Origin of the sequence: Streptomyces sp. NPDC047081 (genome assembly GCF_040643775.1) — a bacterium.
Classification (GTDB): Bacteria; Actinomycetota; Actinomycetes; order Streptomycetales; family Streptomycetaceae; genus Streptomyces.
Map to the genome: position 1 here is coordinate 136,109 of NZ_JBEYUY010000009.1, position 17,646 is coordinate 153,754.

General features: G+C 68.6%; 14 protein-coding genes. 13 read left to right on the top strand and 1 reads right to left on the bottom strand.

Annotation, left to right across the window (positions count from 1 at the left end; all coding sequences use genetic code 11):
- Positions 1-117 precede the first annotated feature (117 nt).
- The 4 genes from tig (at position 118) to clpX (ending at position 4,637) form a co-directional block, all read left to right on the top strand.
- On the top strand, positions 118-1,518 hold the full coding sequence (gene tig, locus ABZ848_RS19265; protein WP_360833198.1) for a trigger factor: 1,401 nt from the start codon (positions 118-120) through the stop codon (positions 1,516-1,518).
- A gap of 313 nt (positions 1,519-1,831) precedes the next feature.
- A complete protein-coding gene (locus ABZ848_RS19270; protein WP_360833534.1) occupies positions 1,832-2,437 on the top strand; it encodes an ATP-dependent Clp protease proteolytic subunit in 606 nt (201 codons plus the stop codon).
- Positions 2,438-2,489: 52 nt separating this feature from the next.
- Positions 2,490-3,170 carry an ATP-dependent Clp protease proteolytic subunit gene (locus ABZ848_RS19275; RefSeq protein WP_360833200.1) on the top strand — a complete coding sequence of 227 codons (681 nt, stop codon included), beginning with the start codon at positions 2,490-2,492 and terminating at the stop codon, positions 3,168-3,170.
- Positions 3,171-3,347: 177 nt separating this feature from the next.
- Complete coding sequence (gene clpX, locus ABZ848_RS19280; protein ID WP_058925301.1) at positions 3,348-4,637, top strand: ATP-dependent Clp protease ATP-binding subunit ClpX; 1,290 nt, start codon at positions 3,348-3,350, stop codon at positions 4,635-4,637.
- A 77-nt stretch (positions 4,638-4,714) separates the two neighbouring features.
- On the opposite strand, the gene ABZ848_RS19285 is transcribed toward clpX, so the two are convergent.
- The gene (locus tag ABZ848_RS19285; RefSeq protein WP_360833202.1) at positions 4,715-5,701 is read right to left on the bottom strand and encodes a hypothetical protein; all 987 of its coding nucleotides are present in this window, start codon (positions 5,699-5,701) and stop codon (positions 4,715-4,717) included.
- Positions 5,702-5,838: 137 nt separating this feature from the next.
- On the opposite strand from ABZ848_RS19285, the gene ABZ848_RS19290 reads away from it, so the two are divergent.
- From ABZ848_RS19290 to rodA, 9 genes are all read left to right on the top strand, one after another.
- The gene (locus ABZ848_RS19290; protein WP_360833204.1) at positions 5,839-8,463 is read left to right on the top strand and encodes a valine--tRNA ligase; all 2,625 of its coding nucleotides are present in this window, start codon (positions 5,839-5,841) and stop codon (positions 8,461-8,463) included.
- A 195-nt stretch (positions 8,464-8,658) separates the two neighbouring features.
- Positions 8,659-10,143, top strand: coding sequence for a folylpolyglutamate synthase/dihydrofolate synthase family protein (locus ABZ848_RS19295; protein WP_360833206.1), 1,485 nt, complete (start codon positions 8,659-8,661; stop codon positions 10,141-10,143).
- A 3-nt stretch (positions 10,144-10,146) separates the two neighbouring features.
- Entirely contained in the window at positions 10,147-10,512 is a 366-nt protein-coding gene (locus ABZ848_RS19300; RefSeq protein WP_360833208.1) for a DUF4233 domain-containing protein, read from the top strand.
- A gap of 67 nt (positions 10,513-10,579) precedes the next feature.
- Positions 10,580-10,993, top strand: coding sequence for a nucleoside-diphosphate kinase (gene ndk, locus ABZ848_RS19305; protein ID WP_079311146.1), 414 nt, complete (start codon positions 10,580-10,582; stop codon positions 10,991-10,993).
- Between the two features lie 217 nt (positions 10,994-11,210).
- Positions 11,211-12,230 carry a rod shape-determining protein gene (locus ABZ848_RS19310; protein ID WP_004931372.1) on the top strand — a complete coding sequence of 340 codons (1,020 nt, stop codon included), beginning with the start codon at positions 11,211-11,213 and terminating at the stop codon, positions 12,228-12,230.
- A 144-nt stretch (positions 12,231-12,374) separates the two neighbouring features.
- Positions 12,375-13,313 (top strand): rod shape-determining protein MreC, encoded by a 939-nt coding sequence (mreC, locus tag ABZ848_RS19315; protein WP_242759094.1) that lies wholly within the window; start codon positions 12,375-12,377, stop codon positions 13,311-13,313.
- Between the two features lie 14 nt (positions 13,314-13,327).
- Complete coding sequence (mreD, locus tag ABZ848_RS19320) at positions 13,328-14,008, top strand: rod shape-determining protein MreD (RefSeq protein WP_360833212.1); 681 nt, start codon at positions 13,328-13,330, stop codon at positions 14,006-14,008.
- Between the two features lie 131 nt (positions 14,009-14,139).
- Entirely contained in the window at positions 14,140-16,392 is a 2,253-nt protein-coding gene (gene mrdA / locus ABZ848_RS19325; RefSeq protein WP_360833214.1) for a penicillin-binding protein 2, read from the top strand.
- Positions 16,389-17,588 (top strand): rod shape-determining protein RodA, encoded by a 1,200-nt coding sequence (gene rodA / locus ABZ848_RS19330; RefSeq protein ID WP_360833216.1) that lies wholly within the window; start codon positions 16,389-16,391, stop codon positions 17,586-17,588. The genes mrdA and rodA overlap by 4 nt, the downstream gene beginning before the upstream one ends.
- Positions 17,589-17,646 lie beyond the last annotated feature (58 nt).

Below are 17,646 nucleotides of genomic sequence, written 5' to 3' on the forward strand. Positions count from 1 at the left end.
TGATCCCCAGTGATCGCCTTTGGGGCGTGTCGCCGCTGCCGTTACTATGCAAGCTGCATGCCCGTGTGTCTCTGTGCCGGGCACGATCCCTAAAGTCAGCCCCAAGGAGACCGAACCGTGAAGAGCGCCGTCGAGACCCTGAACCCGACCCGGGTTCGGCTCAGCATTGAGGTGCCCTTCGAGGAGCTCAAGGACAGCCTCGACGCGGCGTACAAGAAGATCAACCAGCAGGTCACGGTGAAGGGCTTCCGGAAGGGCAAGATCCCGGCGCGCGTCATCGACCAGCGGTTCGGCCGCGGTGCGGTCCTGGAGGAGGCGGTCAACGACGCGCTTCCGAAGTTCTACACGGAGGCGGTCAACGAGGCCGAGATCGACGTCCTCGGCCAGCCCGAGGTCGACATCACGGAGCTGAAGGACGGCGAGACGCTGAACTTCACCGCCGAGGTCGACGTCCGCCCGTCCCTCGAGATCCCGGACTACTCCGGCATCGAGGTCGAGGTCGACGCGGTCGAGGTCACCGACGAGGACATCGAGAAGTCGGTCGAGCAGCTCCGCGAGCGCTTCGCCTCCACCTCCCCGGTCGAGCGCGCCGCCGAGGACGGCGACGTGATCACCATCGACCTGCAGGCCAAGGTCGAGGGCGAGGTCCTGGAGGACGGCGTCGCCGAGGGCGTCTCCTACACCATCGGCTCCGGCGAGCTCCTCGACGGCATCGACGACGCCGTCAAGGGCCTGTCCGCCGGCGAGGAGGCCACCTTCACCTCCGAGCTCAAGGGCGGCTCCGCGGCCGGCAAGGAGGCCGAGGTCACCGTCAAGGTCACCCAGGTCGCCGCGCGCGAACTCCCCGAGCTGGACGACGACTTCGCGCAGCTCGCCTCCGAGTTCGACACCCTGGAGGAGCTGAAGGCTGACAGCCGCAAGCGCCTCGAGAACATGAAGCAGTACGACCAGGCCACCCAGGCCCAGGAGCGCGTCCTGGAGAAGCTCCTGGAGCTCGTCGAGGTGCCCGTCCCCGAGAAGCTGCTCGAGGACGAGATCAACACCCGCAAGCACAACCTGGAGCACCACCAGCTCGGTCAGATGGGCCTCGACCTCGCGAAGTACCTGGAGATCCAGGGCAAGACCGAGGAGGAGTTCGAGACCGAGACCCGCGAGGCCGCGGTCAAGGGCATCAAGACCCAGTTCGTCCTCGACGAGCTCGTCAAGGTCGAGAAGCTCAACGTCAACCAGGAGGAGCTCACCGAGCACCTCATGCGCCGTGCCGCCTCCTCCGGCATGTCCCCCGACCAGTTCGCCCAGGCGGTCGTCGAGGGCGGCCAGGTTCCGCTCCTGGTCGGCGAGGTCGCCCGCGGCAAGGCTCTCGCGGTCGTGGTCGAGGCCGCCACCGTGAAGGACACCAACGGCGAGGTCATCGACCTGGACGACGAGGACGAGGTGGAGAGCGCCGCGGACGTCGCCGCCGAGGCCACGGAGGCCGACGCCACCGAGGCCGACGAGACGGAGAAGACCGAGGGCTGACCAGGCCCACGGCGCCGTGAAGGACGCAGGACGGGCCCCGGGTCACTTCTGACCCGGGGCCCGTCTGCCTACCCAGGGGCGCGGGGAACTGCGCGACCAGCCACGGACTGCCCGCACCCGGCAGCGAACCGGGGCCCCATGGCGCTACGCCCCCGGCGAACACCCCCCTCTGCGGGATTCCCCGAAGGGACCAGCGCGTTAGGGTCCATGAATACGAGGGGAGTGGAGTCCCCGACGGCTCCAGCCCCGTAGTGGACACGTGAGACGGCCCGGCGCCGTCGTAAGACGAGCAGGTGGATACGTGACGAATCTGATGCCCTCCGCCGCCGGCGAGCCTTCCATCGGTGGTGGCCTCGGCGACCAGGTCTACAACCGGCTGCTCAACGAGCGGATCATCTTCCTCGGCCAGCCGGTCGACGACGACATCGCGAACAAGATCACCGCACAGCTGCTGCTCCTTGCCGCGGACCCGGACAAGGACATCTACCTCTACATCAACAGCCCCGGCGGCTCGATCACGGCCGGCATGGCGATCTACGACACCATGCAGTTCATCAAGAACGACGTGGTGACCATCGCCATGGGCCTCGCCGCCTCGATGGGCCAGTTCCTGCTCAGCGCGGGCACCCCGGGCAAGCGCTTCGCGCTCCCGAACGCCGAGATCCTGATCCACCAGCCGTCCGCCGGCCTCGCCGGCTCGGCCTCCGACATCAAGATCCACGCCGAGCGGCTGCTGCACACCAAGAAGCGCATGGCCGAGCTCACGGCCTTCCACACCGGCCAGTCGGTCGAGCAGATCACCCGTGACTCGGACCGCGACCGCTGGTTCGACGCGGACGAGGCCAAGGAGTACGGCCTCATCGACGACGTCATCCCGACGGCCGCCGGCATGCCGGGCGGCGGCGGCACCGGGGCCTGAGACCCCCGCACAAGCCCCTCAGCCGACCGCCCAAGCTCCTAGGAGAGAGACAGTGAACGACTTCCCCGGCAGCGGCCTGTACGACCGCACACGCGCCGAGTACACGGGTCCCACGGCGGAGTCCCGTTACGTCATCCCCCGCTTCGTCGAGCGCACCTCGCAGGGCATCCGCGAGTACGACCCGTACGCGAAGCTCTTCGAGGAGCGCGTGATCTTCCTCGGCGTGCAGATCGACGACGCCTCCGCCAACGACGTCATGGCGCAGCTGCTGTGCCTGGAGTCGATGGACCCCGACCGGGACATCTCGGTCTACATCAACAGCCCCGGCGGCTCCTTCACCGCGCTGACGGCGATCTACGACACGATGCAGTTCGTGAAGCCCGACATCCAGACGGTCTGCATGGGCCAGGCGGCCTCCGCCGCCGCGATCCTGCTGGCCGCCGGTACGCCGGGCAAGCGCATGGCGCTGCCGAACGCGCGCGTGCTGATCCACCAGCCGTACAGCGAGACGGGCCGCGGCCAGGTCTCCGACCTGGAGATCGCCGCCAACGAGATCCTGCGGATGCGCTCGCAGCTGGAGGAGATGCTGGCCAAGCACTCCACCACGCCGATCGAGAAGATCCGCGAGGACATCGAGCGCGACAAGATCCTCACCGCCGAGGAAGCGCTCTCGTACGGGCTGATCGACCAGATCATCTCCACCCGGAAGATGAACAACGCGGCCGTCCGCTAGTCGGAGGCTGTATTGTCTGCCGCCCCTTGGCACGGTTGGTGGCCTTTGACACGCTGCACGTCAAAGTGAACCGCGCCAAGGGGGGCCCGAACGGGGGGCCCGGCAAGGTACCGTCGGAATAGGCAGCACCAGGAGCCGCTGGATCTAGGCGTCTCCCAGGCGAAGGGGAAGCACACCGTGGCACGCATCGGTGACGGCGGCGATCTGCTGAAGTGCTCGTTCTGCGGCAAGAGCCAGAAGCAGGTCAAGAAGCTCATCGCAGGGCCTGGTGTGTACATCTGCGACGAGTGCATCGATCTCTGCAACGAGATCATCGAGGAAGAGCTCGCGGAGACCAGCGAGGTGCGCTGGGAGGAGCTCCCGAAGCCGCGCGAGATCTACGAGTTCCTCGAGGGCTATGTGGTGGGCCAGGAGGCGGCCAAGAAGGCGCTGTCCGTCGCGGTCTACAACCACTACAAGCGCGTCCAGGCCGGCGAGAACGGCGGCGGCAGCGGCCGTGACGACGCGATCGAGTTGGCGAAGTCCAACATCCTCCTGCTGGGCCCCACCGGCTCCGGCAAGACCCTCCTCGCCCAGACCCTGGCCCGCATGCTGAACGTCCCGTTCGCGATCGCGGACGCGACGGCGCTGACGGAGGCCGGCTATGTCGGCGAGGACGTCGAGAACATCCTGCTCAAGCTGATCCAGGCGGCCGACTACGACGTCAAGAAGGCCGAGACCGGGATCATCTACATCGACGAGATCGACAAGGTCGCGAGGAAGAGTGAAAACCCCTCCATCACGCGCGACGTGAGCGGCGAGGGCGTCCAGCAGGCCCTCCTCAAGATCCTCGAAGGCACGACCGCCTCGGTCCCGCCGCAGGGTGGCCGCAAGCACCCGCACCAGGAGTTCATCCAGATCGACACGACGAACGTCCTGTTCATCGTGGGCGGTGCCTTCGCGGGCCTGGAGAAGATCATCGAGTCCCGGGCGGGCGCCAAGGGCATCGGCTTCGGCGCGACGATCCGCTCGAAGCGCGAGCTGGAGGCCAAGGACCAGTTCGAGGACGTCATGCCCGAGGACCTGGTCAAGTTCGGCATGATCCCCGAGTTCATCGGCCGCCTCCCGGTCATCACGAGCGTCCACAACCTCGACCGCGAGGCACTCCTCCAGATCCTCGTCGAGCCCCGCAACGCGCTGGTGAAGCAGTACCAGCGCCTCTTCGAACTCGACGGCGTGGAGCTGGACTTCGAGCGCGAGGCCCTGGAGGCCATCGCCGACCAGGCCATCCTCCGCCAGACCGGCGCCCGCGGCCTGCGCGCCATCATGGAGGAAGTCCTCATGTCCGTGATGTACGAGGTCCCGTCCCGCAAGGACGTGGCCCGCGTCGTCATCACGGCGGACGTCGTCCACTCGAACGTCAACCCGACCCTCATTCCGCGCGACGCGCGCAACGGCCGGGGACCGGGCGAGCAGAAGACGGCGTAACCGCCGCACAGAACAAGCCGAAAGGGGCCCCGGTCGAACCGACCGGGGCCCCTTCGCCGTTGTGACGGCCTACGGCATCACGCGGGCACGCGCACGTCGTCGCGGACCTTCGAGGTCAGCGCCGCCGCCTCGTCCATCGTCTGGCTCTTGCCCGAGGTCAGGGCTTCCAGGTCGTACGACAGCACATAGGTCAGGGTGCTGTGGTCGCCCCAGATGCAGAACGGCATCTTCATGGTCTGACCGGAGGTGGTGGTCTCCACCACCTGGCACTTCATGATGCCGTTCTTGAAGCCGGCCGGCTTGAACTCCTGGGGAGTGCCCACGAGTTTGCCGTCGGTCGTGGAGGAACCGGAGTCCTTCTCCGACTCCGTCTTCATCTGGGCGAACATCGCGTCGACGACCTTCTCCGGGTCGTCGATGGTGCCGTAGACCCCGGCGAACATCAGGCTCTTGGCGGTGAGGCCGGTGCCCGAGGTGTAGCTCGCGCTGACGTCCTTGGGGTCCTTGACGCCCCAGGACTCGGCGTCCTTGATGTCGCTGGAAGTCATGGTGCCGGCCTCGGACTTGCCGCTCTTCTTGTACGCGCCGGAGACGATCGTCGCCGGAGCCGTCAGCTTGTGCGCGCCGTCGCTGGCGACGTTGCTGCCGCCACCGCCGCCGGAGCTGCTGCTCCCGTTGCCGAACACCAGCCAGGCCCCCACGCCGATCGCCGCGACGACCGCCACGGCGCCGATGATCAGGCCGGCCTTCTTGCCGCCACCGCCCGGCGGGGGCGGCTGCGGGACGCCGTACTGGGGCTGGCCGTACGGCGGCTGCTGGCCGTACGCCTGCTGCTGGTCGTACGGGTTCGGCTGCGGCGGCACGCCCTGCGGGGGCTGACCCGGCGCGCCCTGCGGGGGCTGCTGCGGGTAGCCGTAACCCGGCTGCGGCGGAGGCGTCTGCTGGGGGTAGCCGTAGCCGGGCTGGGGGGCCTGCGGCGGCTGCTGGCCGTACGGTCCCGGCTGGCCGTACGGTCCGGGCTGCTGAGGCTGCCCGCCGTACGGGCCCGGCTGGTTGTAGCTCATTTCTGGGTTCCCCTCCAGATGCTTTATGTGTTCCCGACATCCTGGCGCAGACCTGGAGGCCGCACCGCATCGGGGGTCGCACCGTTACAGAACAAACGCGTTTCGGGACACCCCCGCGACACCCCTAAACTGACTCCGTGACCGAGAACGCTCAGCAGCAGCCATCAGCGCCCGACACCGAACTGCCGACCCAGTACGCGCCGGCCGACGTAGAGGGGCCGCTGTACGAGCGCTGGGTAGAGCGCGGTTACTTCGAGGCCGACGAGAAGAGCGACAAGCCGTCGTACACGATCGTCATCCCGCCGCCGAACGTCACCGGCAGCCTCCACCTCGGGCACGCCTTCGAGCACACCCTCATCGACGCGCTGACCCGCCGTAAGCGCATGCAGGGTTACGAGACCCTCTGGCAGCCCGGCATGGACCACGCCGGCATCGCCACCCAGAACGTCGTCGAGCGCGAGCTCGGCAAGGAGGGCAAGTCCCGCCACGACCTGGGCCGCGAGGCCTTCGTCGAGCGCGTCTGGCAGTGGAAGGCCGAGTCCGGCGGCCAGATCAGCGGCCAGATGCGCCGCCTCGGCGACGGCGTCGCCTGGTCCCGTGAGCGGTTCACCATGGACGAGGGCCTGTCCCAGGCCGTCCAGACCATCTTCAAGCGGCTGTACGACGACGAGCTGATCTACCGCGCCGAGCGCATCATCAACTGGTGCCCGCGCTGTCTGACGGCCATCTCGGACATCGAGGTCGAGTACCAGGACGACGACGGCGAGCTGGTCTCGCTGAAGTACGGCGAGGGCGACGAGACGGTCGTCGTCGCGACCACGCGCGCGGAGACGATGCTCGGCGACACCGCCGTCGCCGTCCACCCCGACGACGAGCGCTACAAGCACCTGGTCGGCAAGCGGATCAAGCTCCCGCTCACCGACCGCACCATCCCCGTCGTCGCCGACGAGCACGTCGACCCCGAGTTCGGCACGGGCGCCGTCAAGGTCACCCCGGCCCACGACCCGAACGACTTCGAGATCGGCCAGCGGCACGACCTGCCGGCCATCACGGTCATGGACGAGCACGCGGTCATCACCGTCCACGGCCCCTTCCAGGGCCTGGACCGCTTCGAGGCCCGCTCGGCGATCGTCGCCGCGCTGCGCGCCGAGGGCCGGATCGTGGCCGAGAAGCGCCCGTACGTCCACTCGGTGGGCCACTGCTCGCGCTGCAAGACGACGATCGAGCCCCGGCTCTCGATGCAGTGGTGGGTCAAGGTCGGCCCGCTCGCCAAGGCCGCCGGCGACGCGGTCCGCGAGGGCAAGGTCAAGATCCACCCGCAGGAGATGGAGAAGCGGTACTTCGACTGGGTCGACAACCTCCACGACTGGTGCATCTCACGGCAGTTGTGGTGGGGCCACCGCATCCCGGTCTTCTACGGGCCGAACGGCGAGGTCGTCTGCGTCGGCCCCGACGAGGAGCCGCCCACCGGCGAGGGCTGGCGTCAGGACACCGACGTCCTCGACACCTGGTTCTCCTCCGGCCTGTGGCCCTTCTCCACGCTCGGCTGGCCCGAACAGACCGAGTCGCTCGCGAAGTTCTACCCGAACTCCGTCCTGGTCACCGGCTACGACATCCTCTTCTTCTGGGTCGCCCGGATGATGATGTTCGGCCTGTACGCGATGGACGGCACCCCGCCGTTCCACACCATCGCCCTGCACGGCATGGTCCGCGACCAGTTCGGCAAGAAGATGTCGAAGTCCTTCGGCAACGCGGTCAACCCGCTCGACTGGATGGACAAGTACGGCAGCGACGCCCTCCGCTTCACCCTCGCCCGCGGCGCCAACCCGGGCGTCGACGTCCCGATCGGCGAGGACTGGGTCCAGGGCTCCCGCAACTTCGCCAACAAGATCTGGAACGCGACGCGCTTCGCGCTGATGAACGGCGCGACGGTGGACGGCCCCCTGCCGGACGCCTCGGCCATGTCGGCGACCGACCGCTGGATCCTCTCCCGCCTCAACTCGGTCGTCGCCGAAGTCGACGCGCTGTACGAGGACTACCAGTTCGCCAAGCTCTCCGACGCCCTCTTCCACTTCGCGTGGGACGAGGTCTTCGACTGGTACGTCGAGCTGTCCAAGACGACGTTCCAGGCGGGCGGCGAGCCGGCGGAGGTCTCCAAGCGGGTCCTGGGCGAGGTCCTCGACGTCACCCTCAAGCTCCTCCACCCGGTCGTCCCGTTCGTCACGGAGACCCTGTGGACCACGCTCACGGGCGGCGAGTCGATCGTCATCGCGGAGTGGCCGAAGGACAGTGGCTTCCGTGACACCGCGGCCGAGCAGGAGATCGAGACCCTCCAGTCGGTCATCACCGAGGTCCGCCGCTTCCGCGCCGACCAGGGCCTCCAGCCCGGCCAGCGGGTCCCGGCCCGCCTGACGCTGGACGGCACGGCCCTGGCTCCGCACGAGGCGGCGATCCGCCAGCTGCTGCGCCTCCAGCCGGAGGGCGAGTCGTTCACGGCGACGGCGACGCTCCCGATCTCCGGCGCCGAGGTCGCCCTCGACCTCTCCGGCACGATCGACGTCGCGGCGGAGCGCAAGCGCCTGGCGAAGGACCTCGCGGCCGCCGAGAAGGAGAAGTCCCAGGCGACGGCGAAGCTGGGCAACGAGGCGTTCCTGGCGAAGGCCCCGGACAACGTGGTGGACAAGATCCGAGGCCGCCTGGCGAAGGCGGAGGAGGACATCGCGAGGATCCAGGCCCAGCTGGACAGGCTGCCGGAGGCGTGAGTCATTTACGCAAGTGAGGGCCCCGGGTGCTGCGGAGCGCCGGGGGCCTTCGGCTTTCAGGGGCGCGGGGCTGTGTTGAATTTGCGGCTACCGCCGCGCGGGCGCGACCAGCCACGATGCACCCGCAGCCGCCCCCGAAGCCCAGCCACCCCACTCCCTGGGCGCACTGTCAGTCCGCCTCCGTAGACTGGCCCCGTGAGTGAGAGCGACCCCTTCGACGAGATCATCGCGGAAGAGACCGACCGCGACCCCGATCTCGCGGTCATCGAGGCCGGCAGCCGAACCCTGCGTACCCAGGGAGGCCAGCCCCAGGCCGACGTCCCCGTGCGCCCGGAAGACCCCGAGGTCGACAAGGCCCTGCGCGAGGTCGAGGCGGAGCTCGCGACCCGCTGGGGCGAGACCAAGCTGGAGCCCTCGGTCACCCGCATCACCGCCCTCATGGACGTCCTGGGCGACCCCCAGCGCTCGTACCCCTCGATCCACATCACGGGCACGAACGGCAAGACCTCCACGGCCCGCATGATCGAGGCCCTCCTCGGCGCCTTCGACCTCCGCACAGGCCGTTACACCAGCCCCCACGTCCAGTCGATCACCGAGCGCATCAGCCTGGACGGCGCCCCGATCTCAGCCGAGCGCTTCATCGAGACGTACGAGGACATCAAGCCGTACGTCGAGATGGTCGACGGACAGCAGGAGTACCGCCTGTCCTTCTTCGAGGTGCTGACCGGCATGGCGTACGCCGCCTTCGCGGACGCGCCCGTCGACGTCGCGGTCGTCGAGGTCGGCATGGGCGGCTCCTGGGACGCGACGAACGTCATCGACGGCGACGTGGCGGTCGTGACCCCCATCGATCTGGACCACACCGACCGCCTCGGCGAGACGCCCGCCGCGATCGCCACCGAGAAGTCCGGGATCATCAAGCAGGACGCGACGGTCATCCTGGCCCAGCAGCCGGTCGACGCGGCGCAGGTGCTGCTGAAGAAGGCCGTCGAGGTCGACGCCACCGTGGCCCGCGAGGGCCTGGAGTTCGGCGTCGTCGCCCGCCAGGTCGCCGTCGGCGGCCAGCTGCTCACACTGCGGGGCCTCGGCGGCGAGTACGAAGAGGTCTACCTGCCCCTGCACGGCCCGTACCAGGCGCACAACGCGGCCGTCGCGCTCGCCGCCGTCGAGGCCTTCTTCGGCGTCGGCTCGCAGCGCCCCGAGCCCCTCGACATCGACACCGTGCGCAAGGCGTTCGCGGCGGTCTCCTCGCCGGGCCGCCTGGAAGTCGTACGACGGTCTCCCACCGTCGTCCTGGACGCCGCGCACAACCCGGCCGGCGCCCGCGCCACCGCCGAGGCGGTCGGCGAGGCCTTCGACTTCAGCCGGCTGATCGGGGTCGTGGGCGCGAGCGGCGACAAGAACGTCCGGGGGCTTCTCGAAGCGTTCGAGCCGATCTTCGCCGAGATCGTCGTCACGCAGAACTCCACGGCACGCGCGATGGACGCCGACGAGCTCGCCGCGATCGCCGTCGAGGTGTTCGGCGACGACCGCGTCCAGGTCGAGCCGCGGCTGCCCGACGCCCTGGAGGCCGCGATCACGCTGGCCGAGGAGGAGGGCGAGTTCGCCGGCGGCGGTGTCCTCGTGACCGGCTCCGTCATCACCGTGGGCGAGGCCCGACTGCTCCTCGGGAGGGGCTGACCCGTGCGTACGCTCTGTGCTTCCACGCTGATCGGCGAGTTCTTCGTGATCGGCTTCGCCGGACTGGTCGCCATGAAGGACCCGGACCTGTCGTCGGGCACGGTCTGGACGGTCTGCGGCGTGCTGATGTTCCTGTCGGTGCTGCTGTGCGGGACGGTGACCCGGCCGGGCGGCATCGCTCTCGGCTGGGCCCTGCAGATCGTCCTGATCGCCTCCGGCTTCGCCGTCCCGACCATGTTCTTCCTGGGCGCGGTCTTCGCGGCCCTGTGGTGGGCCTCCGTCCACTACGGCCGGAAGATCGACGAGGCGAAGGCCAGATTCGCGGCGCAGGCGGCACAGTCGGGCTCCTCTACACCTGACGCTGCGTAACAAGGGCCCCGACACGCCCTGTAACCTTCGAACACCCCGCTCGACCCATGATCCATAGGAGCCCGCAGTGACCCAGCGCACCCTCGTCCTGCTCAAGCCCGACGCCGTCCGTCGCGGCCTGACCGGCGAGATCATCAGCCGTATCGAGCGCAAGGCCGGCTGGCAGATCACCGCGCTGGAGCTGCGCACCCTGGACCAGGAGACCCTGGAGCAGCACTACGGCGAGCACAAGGGCAAGCCGTTCTACGAGCCGCTGGTCGAGTTCATGGCCTCCGGCCCGGTCGTCGCCCTGATCGTCGAGGGCGAGCGGGTCATCGAGGGCGTCCGCGCGCTCGCCGGCCCGACCGACCCGATCGCCGCCGCCCCCGGCTCCATCCGCGGCGACTTCGGCGTGATCGTCCGCGAGAACCTCATCCACGCCTCCGACTCCGAGGAGTCCGCCGAGCGCGAGGTGAAGATCTTCTTCCCGGGTCGGGCGTAGGTCCGCATATGCGCGGCGATCGAGGGAACGAGCACCCCCGAACGCCCGTCTCCAGAAGCGGAGCCGCGCATCATCTGCTGACAATGGCGAAGACCCTCCCGCAGTGTTCGCGAAGGCGCGTCTACGATGGAAGCCTTCACGTCACAGCACCCACTTCGCCGACCTGAAAAGCCCTCAAGCTCCCAGGAAGGCCAGACGAATCCTGATGGGGAACTCAATGTCGTTCATCGGCCGTGACATGGCTGTCGACCTCGGGACCGCCAACACGCTGGTGTACGTCAGGGGTCGCGGGATCGTACTCAACGAGCCGTCCGTCGTCGCGATCAACACGAACACCGGTGGAATTCTCGCGGTCGGTGCGGAAGCGAAGAAGATGATCGGGCGCACGCCCGGGAACATCGTCGCCGTCCGGCCGTTGAAGGACGGCGTGATCGCCGACTTCGAGATCACCGAGCGGATGCTCCGCTACTTCATCCTGAAGATCCACAAGCGGAGGTATCTGGCTCGCCCGCGCGTCGTCGTCTGTGTGCCCTCGGGCATCACCGGCGTCGAGCGCCGTGCCGTCATCGAGGCGTCCTCCCAGGCCGGCGCCCGCCAGGTGCACATCATCGAGGAGCCCATGGCCGCGGCCATCGGCTCCGGCCTGCCGGTCCACGAGGCCACGGGCAACATGGTGGTGGACATCGGCGGCGGCACCACGGAGGTCGCGGTCATCTCGCTCGGCGGCATCGTCACCGCCCAGTCCATCCGGGTCGCCGGCGACGAGCTGGACAACGCGATCATCCAGCACATCAAGAAGGAGTACTCGCTCCTCCTCGGTGAGCGGACGGCGGAACAGATCAAGATCACGATCGGTTCGGCGTACGACCTCGACGCTGACGAACACACCGAAATCCGCGGCCGGGACCTCGTCTCCGGGCTGCCCAAGACCGTCGTCATCTCGGCCGCCGAAGTGCGCAAGGCGATCGAGGAGCCGGTCAACGCGATCGTCGACGCCGTGAAGACGACCCTGGACAAGTGCCCGCCGGAGCTGTCCGGCGACATCATGGACCGCGGAATCGTTCTGACCGGCGGCGGGGCGCTGCTGCGCGGCCTCGACGAGCGGCTGCGGCGCGAGACCGGCATGCCGATCCACATCGCCGAGGACCCGCTGGACAGCGTGGCGCTCGGCTCCGGCAAGTGCGTGGAGGAGTTCGAGGCGCTCCAGCAGGTGCTGGACGCCCAGCCGCGCAGATGACGTAACTCTTCGATTCCGCCGTACGAGATGATCTCCTCTCGTGCGGCGGATCGTTGATATAGAGGCATAAGCTCGCCCATAAGCCTCCGCACCCCCATACCTGAACACCCGCACATTCCTATGAGGAAGGCACGGCCGCCGCACGTGAGGGACACGAGAGAGAGCCGGCTGCTCCTGGTGCTGCTGATCGCCGTCGCGTTCGCGCTGATCACGGTCGACATCCGCGGCGGGGAGGACTCACCGGTCGACGGTGCCCGCCAGGCCGCGGCCACCGTGTTCGGGCCCATCGAGGACGGCGTGTCGGCGGCGGTCGACCCGGTCGGCAACGCCGTCTCCGCGATCCGCGACTCCGGCAGCAAGCACGACCGGCTCGCCCGCCTGGAGCAGGAGAACGCGGCCCTCAAGGCGAAACTCGGCAGCGACGACCGCAACGCCAGCAGGCTCAAGCAGCTCGACAAGATGCTGAAGATCGCGGGCGAGGGCCAGTACGGCATCAAGGGCGCCGAGGTCATCGCCATAGGAGCGGCCCAGGGCTTCTCCTGGACGATCACCATCGACGTCGGCGCGAACGACGGCATCAAGCGGGACATGACCGTGCTCAACGGCGACGGCCTGGTCGGCCGCGTGACGACGGTCGGCCCCGACACCTCGACCGTCCTGCTCGCCAACGACCCCGACTTCACCGTCGGCACCCGCATGGAGGACAGCGACGAGCTCGGCTTCGCCTCCGGGCAGGGCGACCGGCCGCTGCGCGTCGAACTCCTCAACGGCAAGGCGGACGTGAAGAAGGGCGACCGCCTGGTCACCTTCGGCTCGCAGGCCGACAAGCCCTTCGTGCCGGGCGTCCCGGTCGGCGTCGTCTCCCGCGTCGAGCCCTCCGAGGGCGGCCTGACCCGCACGATCTACGTCACTCCGTACGTCGGCTTCACCAAGCTCGACATCGTCGGTGTCGTCGTCGAGGCGCCGAAGAAGGACCCGCGCGACACGGTCCTGCCCAAGAAGCCCAAGCCGACCCCCACGCCGACGGTCACCGTCACGGTCACCCCGTCGGCGAACGCGCCCGTCGACGGCCAGCAGCAGTAGGAGCTGAGTTCCCCATGCGCGTCAACCGGATCCTGCTCTCCTCGGCCCTGGTCGTCGTCGCCCTGGTGATCCAGGTGAGCGTCCTCGCCCGCCTCCATCTCCCGGGCGCCGTACCCGACTTGCTGCTCCTGACCGTCCTGGGCCTGGCCATGGTGTACGGCCATGTCGGCGGCGCCCTCGTCGGCTTCGGCGCGGGCCTCCTCGCCGACCTCGCACCACCGGCCGACCACGCGGCGGGCCGCTACGCCCTCGTGCTGTGCGTCATCGGCTACTTCGCCGGCCTGATCAAACCGGAGAACGGCAGACTCAAGTCGGCCACCGGCCCGATGCTCGTCGTGGTGGCCGCCGCGATCGGCTCCACCCTGCTGTACGCCGGGGTCGGCGCCCTCGTCGGCGACACCGCCGCCCGCCATGTCGGCCTGGGCAGCCTGCTGTTCTCCGCCGCCCTGTACGACCTGCTGCTCGCCCCGTTCGTGGTCCCCGGGATCATGGCGCTGGCCCGGCGAGCGGACAACGACCCGCTCGCGGAGACCAACTCCTCGTCCAAGAAGGCCACCGACATCTCCTCCGGCTGGATCTCCGCCGGCACCGGCCTGAAGATCGGCGGCCAGCGCGGCGGCCTCGGCAGCCTGAAGACCAAGGCCCGCACGCGGACGGCCCGGGCGGGCCGCATCAAGGGGGTCAAGCGGCTGTGAGGGCAGGCGAGTTGCTCGCGTCCGAGTTCACTCGAACGGGGCACTTTTTGCGGAACGACGCCTCACAGGCCCGTCGTTCATCATGCGTAAGCGCACACACGTCCGCGCACTGAGAGGGGGAGGCAGCCACCGTGACCAACATTCCCGAGACCGGACGGACCCCACGCGTCCAGATCCGTCTCGTCGTCATCCAGATCCTCGTCCTCTCCCTGCTCGGCACCCTCGGCGGCCGCCTGTGGTACCTGCAGATCCGCGAGGGCACGGAGTACCAGAAGGAGGCGTCGGGCAACCACGTCCAGCAGGTCGTCCAGCCCGCCGTGCGCGGCTCCATCCTGGACGCCCGCGGAGTACCCCTCGCGGACAACGAGACACGGCTGGTCGTCTCCGCCTCCCGAACCGACCTGCTGAAGATGAAGGACGACGGCAAGGCCGTTCTGACCAAGCTGGCCAAGGTCCTCGGCATGAAGCCCGAGGAGGTCATGCAGAAGGTCCGGCTGTGCGACGCGAAGACGCCCCAGCCGTGCTGGAACGGCTCGCCGTACCAGCCGATCCCCATCACCGACGAGGCGACCCCCCGCCAGGCTCTGCAGATCCGCGAGCGCTCCGAGGACTTCCCCGGCATCACCGCCGAGCCCGAGGCCGTGCGCCGCTACCCGGCCCCCGGCAAGTCCAACACCGCCCAGGTCCTCGGTTACCTCTCCCCGGTCACCGACGACGAGATCCAGCAGGCCGAGGACACCGACTCGCCCTACCTGCGCTCCGACCAGGTCGGCCGCTCCGGCCTTGAGCGCGAGTACGACAAGGAGCTGCGCGGCAAGGCCGGCGTCACCCGGTACGAGGTCGACAACCTCGGGCGCGTGATCGGCAAGGCCAAGTCCGATGCGGCGGAGCCCGGTTCGAACCTGGTGACCAGCATCGACTCCCGCGTCCAGCGGGTCGCCGAGTACGAGCTGGACAACGCGATGAAGATCGCCCGCACCCAGTACGACAAGATCACCGGCGAGAACTACAAGGCCGACTCCGGTGCCGTGGTCGTCATGGAGGCCAAGACGGGGCGGATCGTCGCCATGGCGTCCGCGCCGACGTACGACCCGAACGTGTGGGTGGGCGGCATCTCCGCCAAGGACTACAAGAAACTCACCGGCAAGGACTCCGACTACCCGCTCCTCAACAGGGCCATACAGGGTCAGTCCGCGCCCGGTTCGACCTTCAAGGTGGTCTCCACGGCCGCCGCGGTCGAGGCCGGCTACGTCTGGGACGGCGGCTACCCCTGCACCAGCTCGTACTCGGTGGGCGGCCAGGTCTTCAAGAACTTCGAGGGCGAGAACTTCGGCCCGATCTCCCTGGGCCGCGCCCTGGAGGTCTCCTGCGACACCGTCTTCTACGGCCTCGCCGACCGCGAGTGGAAGAAGGACGGCGGCATCAACCCGAAGAAGGGCGAGCCCAAGGACTACTTCTACAAGGCCGCGCACCAGTTCGGCCTCGGCAAGGAGACCGGCGTCGACCTCCCGAACGAGGTCACCGGCCGCGTCCCCGACCGCCAGTGGAAGGAGTCCTACTGGAAGGCCAACAAGGCCGTCTGGTGCAAGACCGGCAAGAAGGACGGCACCTACGTCCAGAAGATCGCGTACGAGAACTGCCTCGAGGGCAACAAGATGCGCGAGGGCGACTCGATCAACTACTCCATCGGCCAGGGCGACACCCTCGTCACGCCGATCCAGGAGGCCATGATCTACGGGGCGCTCGCCAACGGCGGCACCGAGTACGTCCCGACCATCGGCAAGGCGATCGTCAGCGCCGACGGCAAGACGGTCAAGGAGATCAAGCCGCAGGTCAAGGCCAAGCTCCCGGTCTCCCAGGCCACCCTCAAGGGCATGGACAAGGCCCTGGCGGGCGTCATCACCAGCGGTACCGCGGCCTGGAAGTTCCAGGGCTGGCCGCAGGACAAGATCACCCTGCACGCCAAGACCGGTACCGCGGAGGTCTACGGCAAGCAGACCACCTCGTGGCTCGCCACGTACTCCAAGGACTACACGGTCGTCATGACGATCGCCCAGGCCGGTACGGGTTCCGGCGCCTCCGGTGAGGCCGTCCGCAGCATCTACAGCGCCCTGTACGGCGTCCAGGCCGACGGCTCGATCGACAAGAAGAAGGCGCTGCTGCCCTCCCCGCAGAAGGGCCTGCCGAAGGTCAAGACCGACGGCACGATCGACTCCCCGAAGGTCTCCAAGGACCCGGTCAAGGACCTCCAGAAGGCCGAGGAGGAGGGCGCGACCGCCCCGGACGAGACCCAGCCGGGCGCGACCACCGCCTCGCCCACCGCGACCAACCGCAACACCCGCAGGCGACCGCGCAGAAGGGGAGCCCGGAGGATGCTCACATGACCGGGGCCAACAGCTTCTCCGTCTCCGGCTACGGACCCGAGCGCGCGAGCTGGACGCGGATCTTCGCCCGCGACTCGCTGGCCCGCCGGCTGGACTGGCCGATACTGCTGGCGGCCCTCGCGCTGTCGCTGATCGGCTCGGTCCTGGTCTTCTCGGCGACCCGCAACCGCACCGAGATCAACCAGGGCGACCAGTACTACTTCCTGATCCGGCACCTCATGAACACCGGCATCGGGTTCGCCCTGATGGTCGGCACGGTCTGGCTCGGCCACCGCACCCTGCGCAACGTCGTGCCGGTGCTCTACGGCATCTCGCTGCTCGGCGTGCTGATGGTGCTCACCCCGCTCGGCGCCACCATCAACGGCAGCCGGAACTGGATCGTGCTCGGCGGCGGCTTCTCGCTGCAGCCCGCCGAGTTCGTGAAGGTCTCGATCATCCTGGGCATGGCGATGATACTGGCGGCCCGGGTCGACGCCGGGGACAGGCAGTACCCCGACCACCGCACGGTCCTGCAGGCGCTGGGCCTCGCCGCCATCCCGATCCTGATCGTGCTGCTCATGCCCGACCTCGGCACGGTCCTGGCCATGGTCGCCATCATCCTGGGCGTGCTGCTGGCCTCCGGCGCCTCCAACCGCTGGATCTTCGGCCTGCTCGCCGCGGGTGTGCTGGGCTGCGTCGCCATCTGGCAGCTGCACATCCTCGACGAGTACCAGATCAACCGCTTCGCCGCCTTCGCCAACCCCGACCTCGACCCGGCCGGCGTCGGCTACAACACCAACCAGGCGCGGATCGCGATCGGTTCGGGCGGGCTGACCGGGGCCGGACTCTTCCACGGCTCGCAGACCACCGGTCAGTTCGTGCCCGAGCAGCAGACCGACTTCGTCTTCACGGTCGCGGGGGAGGAGCTCGGCTTCCTCGGCGCGGGCCTGATCATCGTGCTGCTCGGTGTGGTGCTGTGGCGCGCGTGCCGGATCGCCCGCGAGACGACCGAGCTGTACGGGACGATCGTGGCCGCCGGGATCGTCGCCTGGTTCGCCTTCCAGTCCTTCGAGAACATCGGCATGACCCTCGGGATCATGCCGGTGACGGGTCTGCCACTGCCGTTCGTGTCCTACGGAGGCTCGTCGATGTTCGCGGTGTGGGTGGCGGTGGGGCTGCTGCAGTCGATCAGGGTGCAGAGACCCATGTCGGCGTGAGTGGCCGGGTGTTTTCTCTGAGTTTGCCTGACATTCATGCTCGATGGGCACTGCCGCT

Bases quoted from the DNA above. Each gene is read 5' to 3' on its own strand.
- ABZ848_RS19270 (WP_360833534.1), top strand. From the start codon at position 1,832: ATGCCCTCCGCCGCCGGCGAGCCTTCCATCGGTGGTGGCCTCGGCGAC.
- ABZ848_RS19285 (WP_360833202.1), bottom strand. From the start codon at position 5,701: ATGAGCTACAACCAGCCGGGCCCGTACGGCGGGCAGCCTCAGCAGCCC.
- ABZ848_RS19310 (WP_004931372.1), top strand. From the start codon at position 11,211: ATGTCGTTCATCGGCCGTGACATGGCTGTCGACCTCGGGACCGCCAAC.
- mreD (WP_360833212.1), top strand. From the start codon at position 13,328: ATGCGCGTCAACCGGATCCTGCTCTCCTCGGCCCTGGTCGTCGTCGCC.
- rodA (WP_360833216.1), top strand. From the start codon at position 16,389: ATGACCGGGGCCAACAGCTTCTCCGTCTCCGGCTACGGACCCGAGCGC.